This window comes from Saccharopolyspora sp. NPDC045941 (genome assembly GCF_056431445.1).
In genome coordinates this window covers 34,498-44,981 of sequence record NZ_JBWKKU010000074.1, presented here as the reverse complement: position 1 = coordinate 44,981, position 10,484 = coordinate 34,498, and the positions used below count along the sequence as shown (strand labels likewise).

At 71.3% G+C, this 10,484-nt stretch carries 10 protein-coding genes and 1 pseudogene; 4 read left to right on the top strand and 7 right to left on the bottom strand.

Translation table 11 applies throughout. From position 1 onward, the window contains the following. Nucleotides 1-309 precede the first annotated feature (309 nt). Nucleotides 310-1,338: an Lrp/AsnC family transcriptional regulator gene (locus AC07FN_RS38800; protein ID WP_478400137.1), complete on the top strand. Its 1,029-nt coding sequence runs from the start codon at nucleotides 310-312 to the stop codon at nucleotides 1,336-1,338. On the opposite strand, the gene AC07FN_RS38795 is transcribed toward AC07FN_RS38800, so the two are convergent. Together AC07FN_RS38795 and AC07FN_RS38790 are read right to left on the bottom strand one after the other, a co-directional pair. Continuing rightward, nucleotides 1,318-2,013, bottom strand: coding sequence for a response regulator (locus AC07FN_RS38795; RefSeq protein ID WP_478400136.1), 696 nt, complete (start codon nucleotides 2,011-2,013; stop codon nucleotides 1,318-1,320). The genes AC07FN_RS38800 and AC07FN_RS38795 overlap by 21 nt on opposite strands. Nucleotides 2,014-2,050: 37 nt before the next feature. Further along, complete coding sequence (locus AC07FN_RS38790; protein WP_478400135.1) at nucleotides 2,051-3,367, bottom strand: ATP-binding protein; 1,317 nt, start codon at nucleotides 3,365-3,367, stop codon at nucleotides 2,051-2,053. 119 nt (nucleotides 3,368-3,486) lie between these two features. Between AC07FN_RS38790 and AC07FN_RS38785 the strand changes: the two genes are divergently transcribed. Both AC07FN_RS38785 and AC07FN_RS38780 read left to right on the top strand, forming a co-directional pair. Beyond that, entirely contained in the window at nucleotides 3,487-4,719 is a 1,233-nt protein-coding gene (locus AC07FN_RS38785; RefSeq protein WP_478400134.1) for a PspC domain-containing protein, read from the top strand. After that, nucleotides 4,712-4,915: a hypothetical protein gene (locus AC07FN_RS38780; RefSeq protein ID WP_132486427.1), complete on the top strand. Its 204-nt coding sequence runs from the start codon at nucleotides 4,712-4,714 to the stop codon at nucleotides 4,913-4,915. The genes AC07FN_RS38785 and AC07FN_RS38780 overlap by 8 nt, the downstream gene beginning before the upstream one ends. A gap of 33 nt (nucleotides 4,916-4,948) precedes the next feature. On the opposite strand, the gene AC07FN_RS38775 is transcribed toward AC07FN_RS38780, so the two are convergent. The 3 genes from AC07FN_RS38775 to AC07FN_RS38765 all read right to left on the bottom strand — a co-directional run bounded on the left by AC07FN_RS38775 (nucleotide 4,949) and on the right by AC07FN_RS38765 (nucleotide 6,551). After that, the gene (locus tag AC07FN_RS38775; protein WP_478400133.1) at nucleotides 4,949-5,131 is read right to left on the bottom strand and encodes a hypothetical protein; all 183 of its coding nucleotides are present in this window, start codon (nucleotides 5,129-5,131) and stop codon (nucleotides 4,949-4,951) included. Nucleotides 5,132-5,314: 183 nt separating this feature from the next. Next, nucleotides 5,315-6,088, bottom strand: a complete 774-nt coding sequence (locus tag AC07FN_RS38770; protein WP_478400132.1) for an E3 ubiquitin ligase family protein — start codon at nucleotides 6,086-6,088, stop codon at nucleotides 5,315-5,317. Nucleotides 6,089-6,188: 100 nt separating this feature from the next. Further along, nucleotides 6,189-6,551: a winged helix-turn-helix transcriptional regulator gene (locus tag AC07FN_RS38765; protein ID WP_478400131.1), complete on the bottom strand. Its 363-nt coding sequence runs from the start codon at nucleotides 6,549-6,551 to the stop codon at nucleotides 6,189-6,191. Between the two features lie 218 nt (nucleotides 6,552-6,769). Between AC07FN_RS38765 and AC07FN_RS38760 the strand changes: the two genes are divergently transcribed. Continuing rightward, nucleotides 6,770-7,660, top strand: a complete 891-nt coding sequence (locus AC07FN_RS38760) for a glycoside hydrolase family 16 protein (RefSeq protein WP_478400130.1) — start codon at nucleotides 6,770-6,772, stop codon at nucleotides 7,658-7,660. 102 nt (nucleotides 7,661-7,762) lie between these two features. Here AC07FN_RS38760 and AC07FN_RS38755 read toward each other — a convergent pair. Together AC07FN_RS38755 and guaA are read right to left on the bottom strand one after the other, a co-directional pair. Next, nucleotides 7,763-8,574: pseudogene (locus tag AC07FN_RS38755) on the bottom strand (nitrilase-related carbon-nitrogen hydrolase). Between the two features lie 245 nt (nucleotides 8,575-8,819). Further along, nucleotides 8,820-10,421, bottom strand: a complete 1,602-nt coding sequence (gene guaA, locus AC07FN_RS38750) for a glutamine-hydrolyzing GMP synthase (protein WP_478400129.1) — start codon at nucleotides 10,419-10,421, stop codon at nucleotides 8,820-8,822. Nucleotides 10,422-10,484: the final 63 nt, after the last annotated feature.

Sequence of the window (10,484 nt, the reverse complement as noted above, 5' to 3'; positions counted from 1 at the left end):
TGACGTCGGGTCGGGGTTATTGCCGCTGGTAACGGGCTGCCCGGTGGTCCGGCGCTGGTCTGTGTGAACTTGGTAAGTAAGAGCGCGAAATCGCCGCCACTTCGCCACCTGGAACCCGGCGGCCCCTCGGCGGCTTCGACCTGGGCGAGCCTGATGCGGTGCGGCGGTGCCGCGTCCGCCCGGCATCTGCGCTGGTGGTCATCGCGACTCCTTCCATGCGGTTTGCGGCATGGTCGGTGAACGCGGCGCAGGCATTGTCGAAAGTTGGCGAATCCGTCATGATTCCCGGCTGTGGCGGGGAAATCGGTCATGCTCAGCGAGTCGGACCTGGCACTCGTGAACGCGCTCCAGGTCTGGCCTCGGGCCCCGTGGTCCGCCGTGGCCGCCTCGCTGGGCGTCCGGTCGGCCGATGCCATGGCCCGCCGCTGGGAACGGCTGTCCGGCAGCGGCGACGCCTGGACGACCGCGTACTTCGCCGCGCCCGCCAACGGCGACTGCGTCGCGTTCGTGACCGTCCGGTGCCTACCGGGCACCAAGGACGAGGTCGCGGCGGCGCTGGCCCACGACTCCTGCTGCATCTCGGTGGAGGTCACCGCCGGGGCGCAGGACCTCATGCTCACCGTGGCGGCGCAGAACCTCGAAGCGCTCAACCACTACCTGCTCCGGCGGGTCGAGCGGATTCCCGGCCTGACCGCGACGACGACGGCGCTGGTCACCCGCTTTTACAGCGAGGGGGCGAACTGGCGGCTGCACGCGCTGGGCGCTTCAGCGCACGCGGCACTGGACCCGGGGCTCGACCGCCAGCAGCCCGGCACCGCGTTCACTTTCAGCGCGCTCGACCGGAGGTTGGCGCGGCTGCTGTCGGAGAACGGGCGCGCCTCCTACGCGGACCTGGCTCGCGATGCAGGCACCAGCCAGGCGACGGCACGCCGCCGCACCACCGCGATGCTGCGGTCCCGCGTGCTCTCCCTGCGCTGCGAGGTGGCCGCGCCGCTGGTCGGCCTTCCCGTCACCGTGACGGTGCGCGGCCGGGTCGCCGCGGAGAACGTGGATCGTGTGGCCGCCGGATTCGCCGGCCTGGTACCGGTCAGGATGTGCGCCACCGTCACCGGCGAGCACAACCTCCTCGCCACGGTGTGGCTGCCCTCGATCAGCGCGATCCAGCAGTTCGAGCAGGTGGTGGCGCGGAACTTCCCGAGCTTCGTCGTGCACGACACGCTGGTGAACCTGCGGACCGTGAAGCGGATGGGCAGGCTGCTCGCGGAATCCGGGCGCGCCACCGGCGTCGTGCCGATGCGCGCCTGGCCCGCGACAGAATCACACCAGGCGGCGGTCTGAGGCCCAGCGGGAGAGCTCGTAGCGGTTCGACAGCTGGGTCTTGCGCAGCACGCTGGACACGTGCGTCTCCACCGTCTTGACCGAGATGAACAGCTCGGAGGCGATCTCCTTGTACGCGTAGCCGCGCGCCAGCAGCCGCAGCACCTCGCGTTCGCGCGGCGTCAGCAGGTCCAGCTCCGGGTCGCCGACCGGCGCCGAGTTCGGGCCCTCCGAGAACGCGTCCAGCACGAAACCCGCCAGCCGCGGGGAGAAAACGGCGTCGCCGGCCCGCACCCGCTCGATCGCGTCCGCGAGCTCCCGCCCGGAGATGGTCTTGGTGACGTAGCCCCGCGCGCCGCCGCGGATCACCGCTATCACGTCCTCCGCCGCGTCCGACACGGACAGCGCCAGGAACACCACGCTGGTGTTCTTGCTGCGCACCTGCCGGAGCACCTCGGCGCCGCCGCCGTCGGGCATGTGCACGTCGAGGAGCACCACCTCGGGCGCGTAGTGGCCGATCCCGGCGACCGCCTCGGCGACCGATCCGGCCTCCCCGACCACCTCGACCTGGTCGGCGGCCGCCGCCAGCTCGGCACGCACCCCGGCGCGGAACAACGCGTGGTCGTCGACCAGGAACACCCGGACCGGCCGGGATTCGCTGCCCTCGGGTGTCGCTTCACCGGTCACGATCAACATCCTCCATCGCTGGGTTCGTCCCGCAGCGTACGCGAGTTCACGCCGCTGCCCTGGGCATTTCCATCTGCACCTCGGTGCCCGAGCCGGGCGAGGTCCGCACCTTGACCCGGCCGCCGTGCCGCTGCATGCGGCCGTGGATCGAGTCGGCGAGGCCGTGCCGGTCGTCGGGCACGTGCTCCGGGTCGAACCCGGCGCCGCGGTCCCGCACGTACACCGACACCTGCTCGGGCTCCACCTCCGCGTAGACGCTGACCTCCCCCACGCCCGCGTGCTTGGCGGCGTTCACAATCGCCTCGCGGGCCGCGGCGAGCTGCGCGGTCAGGCGCTCGTCGAGGTCGCAGTCGCCGACCACGACCTGCTGGACCTTGACCGCGAAGACGTCCTCGACCTCGCCGCAGATCCGGGCCACCTCGGCGGCGAACCGCGCAGCGGGCCCGTCGTCGGTCGACGCCGTCCCCTCGGAGCCGTAGCCGTCCGGGCCGTAGAGCCAGTTCCGCAGCTCGCGTTCCTGGCCTCGCGCCAAGCGGCGCACCTCGCGCTCGGACTCGGCTTGCTTCTGGATCAACGCGAGGGTCTGCAGCACGGAATCGTGCAGGTGCGCGGCTATCTCGGCACGTTCCTGCGAACGGATCCGGCTCGCCCGCTCGACGTTGAGATCGCGGACCAGGCGCAGCCACCACGGCACGGTCAGCACCGCGACGCCGATCAGCGTGGCGACCATCGCGAGCAGGCCGGTGCGGACGTCCGATGGGTCGGAAGTGCCGGCCAGGAAGACCACGATGCCCACGACCACCAGCGCCGCGCCGGCGAGGATGCGCACCAGCGCCGGCCGCCCGCCGCCGCCGACCATCCCGGACCGCGCACCCTGCCGCCACCGGCGGCGCTGCGACTCGTCGGCCTCCCGCCAGACCACGGCGGCGCCGATCAGCACCACCAGCAGCGGGGCGACGACCCACGTCGGCATCGCCACCAGCGAGCCGACCGCCACCATCGCGCCGATGCCGAGCAGGATCATCCCGAAGCCCTGCTGGCGCTCCTTGGTCGAGACCGGCTGCTCCGCGCCGGTGCCCTGCGGGACGAACACCCAGAGCATCGCGTAAGCGATGATTCCCGCTCCACCGCACACGGCGAGCGCGGCGAAGGCACCGCGCACCCACAGCACCGGCAGGTTCAGGTGCTCGGCGACACCACCGGCCACCCCGGCCACCAGCCGTCCGGTGCGCCGCCGGTGCAGCTGCGCGAACGGTGCGGGCTGCTGCCGGTGCTCCGCCATCAGGCGCGCCGCCGGGATCGTCGGCGGTTCAGCCGCCGCTTCCGCCGCACTGGTCCGCTTCCGCTTGTACCGGGCTTTCACGACATCGATGGTCACACGCACGCGCGCACGCGGACATCGGGGACGGTCCCTGACTTTCCGGGCTACCTCAGGGGCGACCCTGATGCCGCCTGCCGCGCCGGACTCGGATAGTGGTTGCCATGACCAGTACGAAGCGGTCCGGCATCGCCGGTTTCGAGGACACCTTGCGGGACTTCTGGGAGACCCGCCCGGTGCGGCCGCGCACCGGGGGCAAGCTGGGCGGCGTGTCCGCCGCGATCGGCGTGCGGTACGGCATCGACCCGATCCTGGTGCGCGTCGCCTTCGTCCTGGGCACGTTCTACGGCGGCGCCGGGCTGGTCCTCTACCTGCTGGGATGGCTGCTGTTCCCGAAGGAAGGCGATCCCGTTCCGGGCTCGACCGAGCCGACCCGGGAGCCGACGTCCGCGACGCTGGCCGTGGTGATCGTGCTCCTGCTGATCCCGGGAGTGCTCTGGTTGGTGAGCACGCCGTCCATCCTCGGCCTGGCGATCGGCCTCGCCCTGCTCTACCTGCTGCATCACAACTACAGCGACCGCGGCGTCGCGCCGGCGGCACCCCGGGCGACGCCCGGAACCGGCCCGCAACCGGCGGCGCCGGTGGCTGCGAACACCTGGGTCTACCCCGGTACGACATCGACCGCGCCGCCCCCGGACGACACGCCGCGGCAGACTCCGCCGGCCTGGGATCCGCTCGGCGCCGCGCCGTTCGCGTGGGACCTGCCCGAGCCGAGCGAGCCGGACGAGCACGAGCAGAAGCAGCCGACGCGGCGCTGGATCAGCTTCGTGACCCTGGGGCTCGCGGCGTTCGCCGCCGCTCTCGCCACCGCGCTGGGCTCGCCGATGAGCACCGCGCTGGCCATCGCGCTCGCCGTGCTGGGCGTGGGCATGGTCGTCGGCGCGTTCCTGCGCGGCGGCCGCGGGCTGATCGGGGCGGCGATCCCGGTCGGCGGGCTGGCCATGCTGCTGGCGGCGCTGCCGCTCGGCGATCTCAGCGGCGAACTGGGCGACGACGAGATCCGGCCCACCGCGATCCAGAACGTCCAGCCGCTCTACAAGCGATCGGCCGGATCGGTCCAGCTGGACCTGCGGGACCTGCGGATCGCCGACGGCCAGGAGCTGCACACCGGCGCCAACGTCGGGCTCGGCGACATCCTCGTGCAGTTGCCGCCGGACGTGGACGTGACCGCGCGGTGCGCGGCGGAGCTGGGCAGCGTGCAATGCCTGGGCGACTCGACGGACGGCCGGTCGGCGGAGCGCACGGTCGTGGACCAGGGCGAGGACGGACCCGGCGGTGGGCACATCGTGCTCGACCTGGTGGTGGGCACTGGAGACGTGGAGGTCATCCGTGGCTGACGAAGAGATCACCCGCCGTGCCGACCGCGGCGGACCGGACATGTTCACGCTGGCCGGCGGCCTGCTCGCGATCGTCATCGCCGGGGGTCTGCTGCTCGGCTTCGGCGGCGACGTGCAGTGGCTGCTCGCGGCGTCCGCGGTCGCGATCGGCATCGTCATGCTGATCGCCTCGTTCCGAACCCGCCGAGACACCTGAACCAGCGGCCCCGAGGTCCGCTGGTCCGCAATTTCAATGGAAATCGAAGGTCCGATTTCCATTGAAATTGCGGAAGTTGTCCACAGGAGTCGGCGTGTCGGGCGTGACACGCCGGTGGTAAGCAATTTCCATTGAGCGTTTTTCATCCTGGTCGGCCCGCAACCGCGGCCCGCAAAGCCACACGTCGATGAGGTGTCGCATGCGCCGCAGGCGCATAACCCACCTACGACACCTGCACCGCCGCGGGTTCTCAGAGGTTTCCTGGCGAGGACGGCCCCTCCGCCGTGTATTGGTCTCATACATCAGGAGGGGCACCCACAGACCAGGGAGCCTCTGAGGTTCCGCTACCCGCACCGCCACGCAAAACGAGGTTGGAAACGGACCACCGGGAGCGGGCTGTCAGCGGACGATGTCGAGGACCACGAGGACGATTCCCGCCAGGGCGGCCAATGGGACTCCGATCGCCAGCCACCGGTGCTGGTTCCGGCGGCTGTCGCGGACCTCCTGCTCGGTGCGGGTGGAGACGATGAAGTGGCCGTCCCGCTCGGGTTTGCCGATCACGAGCGGACCGATCTTGTCGTGCACCTCGCCGAGGACGTACAGCCGCCGGCCGGGCCGGATCACCCACTCCTCGTACTCGTAGCCGATCGTGCCGCTGCTGTCGAAGATGTTCGGCAGCTGGAGGCCGAACACCACCGGGCCCTGCGGGTTGTACGGCTCGAACCGATCGACGACCTGCTCCGGCCGGTCCGGGTTGGCGCCGTGGGGATCGACGCCGATCAGCACGCCCTGGTCGTCGCGCAGCGCGTAGCCCTCCCAGGACGTGTGCTGGGCGACGGTCTCGGTGCGCCGTTCCACGTGGCGGCGGCCGTCCCGGTAGTTCACCTGCTCGTAGCGCCGCTTGACGACGTAGCGGAACCAGACGCATTCCGTCTTGCTGAGCTCGGAGACGAGCACGCCCTCCGGTCGCGGGTGGGCCGCGCCGACCACCTCGCACTGCTTGCGGAACCCGCCCCGCGCGCCGACCTCGTCGGAGGCCCGGCGCAGCACCTCCAGCTCGTTGACCGGCAGGGTTTCCGCACCGATCATCGCGTGCAGCTGGTCCCGGGCACGTCGCATGAAGTAGAACCCGACCCCGGCCGCGATGAACAGCACGATCCCGAAGATGAGCATCGATCCCCCTCCGCTCGGTCGCGCCCGACCCTAGTTCCGCGTGCCCGGGCGGGACCGCGATTCCGGCAGATCTGCAATGCTCGCCACGATTCCGCCGGGCTCAGCTCGCGGCGACGTGCACCTTCTCGGCGCCGATGCGGCGGATGCGTTCGTTGCCCCAGATGCCGAGGTCCATCAGCGCCCGGTTGAGGGATTCGCCGTGCTCCGTCAGGGAGTACTCCACCTTCGGCGGCACCTCCCGGTAGACCTCGCGGTGCACGAGCTCGTCCTGCTCCATCTCCCTGAGGTGCTGCGTCAGCATCTTCTCGGTCACGCCCGGCAGGCCGCGCCGCAGTTCGGCGAACCGCCGGGTCCCGTGCTCGTCCAGCTCCCAGAGGATCAGCACCTTCCACTTGCCGGACACCACGTCCATCGCGGCATCGATGCCGCAGAAGTAGGGCCCGCGCCGGGCTGACTTCACCATCCGCACTCCTCGTGAGACGACCGGAGGACGAGTCGATCCTATCGACCGCGGAACCGGTTGCGGCGGCGGAGAAAGCGCCGGTGAGCCGATCTGAACGCGGGTCCAAAACACGACACGAGCGGGACCGGGCGCGGAATCGGTGGGCATACTCGATCGATCCATTTTCGAACCCTGGGCGCGCGGGAGTGGGGCGCTCCCACCACTCGGAAGGAGCCGACATGGCCCCGAGACGACTGCTCGCGGCCGGTGCCGCGCTCGCTCTACTGGCCTCCGCCCCGCTGTTCGAAGCCGGTGCGGCGCCCCGCGCCGAGGTGTTCTTCGACGACTTCTCCGGCCCGGAGCTGGACCGTTCGAAGTGGACGGTCGAGGTGACCGGCGAGAACTTCGGCACCGTCAACCAGGAGCAGCAGGCCTACATCGACTCGGCGGAGACGATCTACCTCGACCAGGACCCGTCGACCGGCGCGAGCAACGGGGCGCTGGTGCTGCACCCCCGGTACCAGCCCGGCCACCAGGCGCCGGACGGGCAGACCTACGACTTCGTCTCCGGCCGGATCAAGACCCAGGACAAGGTCGAGTTCACCTACGGCAGCTACGCCGCGCGGCTCAAGCTCCCCGAGGGCGCCACCGCGTCCGGGCTGTGGCCCGCGTGGTGGTCGCTGGGCGCGAACATCGACGCAGGCAAGCCGTGGCCGGAGTGCGGCGAGATCGACATCATGGAGCACGTCGGCGAGCCGTGGACGAGCTCGGCGCTGCACGGCCCGGAGTACCACGGCGACACCCCGTTCACGAAGCGCCAGAACTTCGAGGGCAAGGACCCGGCCGACTGGCACGTCTACAAGGTCGACTGGACGCCGGACGGGCTGGCCTTCTCCGTGGACGACGTCGAGACGTACCGGGTCACCAAGCAGGAGATCCAGTCCAAGGGCTGGACATGGGCGTACGACGACCCGCAGTTCCTGATCCTGAACTTCGCCCTCGGCGGCGGGTACCCCAACGGCGTCAACGGCGTCACGGAACCGTACTTCGGCCTGCCTCAGTCCACAGTGGACAAGGTGGCCGCGGGCAACGTCCGGTACCTGATCGACTGGGTTCGCGTCGAGCAGTGACGCGCGGTTCCGCGGGCTCTGACGCCCCACCAGGCGGGCGGGACGTCGGAGCGAGCGACCGGATGGCGAGCAAGCTCCGCAGTGCCGACCGGAGCGGGCGCTTCACGCTCCGGCGTGCCCGGCCGGCGGAGCCGGAATGGCGAGGACGCGGTCCCGGAGGACCGGCAGCTCGGTCCGGATCGCCGCGACCGAGCCCACGTCGACGTCCGCGGTCAGGACGTCCTCGCCCGCACCCGCCTCGGCGAGCACGGCGCCCCAGGGGTCGACGACCAGGCTGCCACCGGCCTGATCCATGCCGCCGTGGGAGCCTGCGGCGCAGCAGGCCAGGACGATGGCCTGCTCCTCGACCGCGCGGGCGCGCACCAGGATCCTCCACTGCTCGCGGCGCCGGGCCGGCCAGGCGGCGGGCACGACCAGGATCTCCGTCCCAGCATCGACCAACGCCCGGAACAACTCGGGAAAGCGCAGGTCGTAACAGGTGGCAAGACCTAGGTCGCCGAACTCGGTGGGGATCGTCACGACATCCCGCCCGGCGGCCATCAGCACGGCCTCACCGGTGTCGAAGCCGTAGCGGTGGATCTTGCGGTAACTGGCGCGCAGCGCCCCGACCCGGTCGAAAACCAACGCGTGTTGTAGAGCGCGCCGTTGCCGTCGCGTTCCACCACGGTCCCCGCGTGCAACCACACGGCCGCGGATCTGGCCGCCGCCGCCGACATGGCTTGCACCGTTGGACCGTCCACCGGTTCGGCACCCGCCTGCCAGTCGTCGTAGGCCCAGGCGCCGGTCGTCCAGAGTTCCGGCAGCACGACGATGTCGTCGCCCGCCCGGCGCCGGACCAAACCGGCGGCCCGTGCCCGGCGTTCGTCGGCGGATTCGGTGTCCGAGACCGAGAGCTGGATCAGGGAGGCGCGCATTCCCAGGCCACTTCCACGAGTCATCCGGCGAACAGCGGGAGCGGCGGTCCGCTCGCCCCATCGGGTGTGCAGCAGCTCGGGTGGCGAAACATGCGGCAGCGGGAGGGGGACGGCATGGGAGGCCGACTCGTTCTCCATCGCCGGCCGTTCGCGATTCCGGATCGGCGCTTCGACCATTCCGGCGAAGTGAGGAGGGCGCCCCGACCGGCTGGTCGGGGCGCCCTCCTCGCTTCAGGCCGCTGGGATCACTCCCACTCGATGGTGCCCGGCGGCTTGGAGGTGACGTCGAGGGTCACCCGGTTGACGTCGGCGACCTCGTTGGTGATCCGGGTGGAGATCCTCTCCAGCACGTCGTAGGGCAGCCGGGTCCAGTCCGCGGTCATCGCGTCCTCGCTGGACACCGGGCGCAGCACCACCGGGTGGCCGTAGGTGCGGCCGTCTCCCTGGACGCCGACCGACCGGACGTCGGCCAGCAGCACCACCGGGCACTGCCAGATGTCGCGGTCCAGGCCCGCCGCGGTCAGCTCCTCGCGGGCGATCGAGTCGGCCGCGCGCAGCGTCGCGAGCCGGTCCGCGGTCACCTCGCCGATGATCCGGATGCCCAGCCCCGGGCCCGGGAACGGCTGCCGGTGCACGATCGTCTCCGGCAGGCCCAGCTCCAGCCCGACCCGGCGCACCTCGTCCTTGAACAGCGCGCGCAGCGGCTCGACCAGATCGAACTGCAGGTCGTCGGGCAGCCCGCCGACGTTGTGGTGGCTCTTGATGTTCGCGGCGCCGGTGCCGCCGCCGGACTCCACCACGTCCGGGTACAGCGTGCCCTGCACCAGGAAGTCGATCTGCTCGCCGGCCGCGCCCGCCTCTGCCTGCAGGTCGCGGGCGGCCTGCTCGAAGACGCGGATGAACTCGCGGCCGATGATCTTGCGCTTCTCCTCGGGGTCGGTGACGCCGGAAAGCGCGCCGAGGAACCGGTCCACCGCGTCGATGGTGACCAGCCGGACGCCGGTCGCCGCGACGAAGTCGCGCTCCACCTGGGCGCGCTCGCCGGAGCGCAGCAGGCCGTGGTCTACGAAGACGCAGGTCAGCTGGTCGCCGATGGCGCGGTGCACCAGCGCGGCGGCCACCGCGGAGTCGACCCCGCCGGACAGCGCGCAGATCGCCCGCCGGTCGCCGATCTGCTCGCGGATCGCGGCCACCGTGTCGTCCACGATGGACGCGGTGGTCCACTGCGGGCGGACCCCGGCGATCTCGTGCAGGAAGCGGCGCAGCACCTCCTGGCCGTGCGGCGAGTGCACCACCTCGGGGTGGTACTGCACGCCGGCCAGCCGGCGCTCGACGCTCTCGAAGGCGGCCACCGGGGTGTCCTTGGTGCCGGCGGTGACGGCGAAGCCCTCGGGGGCCTTGCTCACCGAGTCGCCGTGGCTCATCCACACCGGGTGGTGGCCGGGCAGCTCCGCGTGCAGCGTGCCGCCGTCGCCGGTGATGTCCAGCTCGGTGCGGCCGTACTCGCGGGTGCCGGTGTGCTCGACCGTGCCGCCGAGCGCGGAGGTCATCGCCTGGAAGCCGTAGCAGATGCCGAACACCGGGATACCCGCGCTGAACAGCTCCGGGTCGACCTGCGGCGCGCCGTCGGCGTAGACGCTGGAAGGGCCGCCGGAGAGCACGATGGCCGCCGGGTCGCGGCGCGCGATGTCTTCCACCGAGGTGTCGTGCGGGACGACCTCCGAGTAGACCTGCGCCTCCCGCACCCGTCGCGCGATCAGCTGCGCGTACTGGGCGCCGTAATCGACAACGAGGACAGGCCCCTGCCCCTGGCGATCGGCGCCCTTGCTGCTTGCGGTACCGGACACGTCGTCGAAACCTCCTGGCGAGAGCGGTGGCGCCCATTGTCCCAGGTAATCAAGGCCACAGCG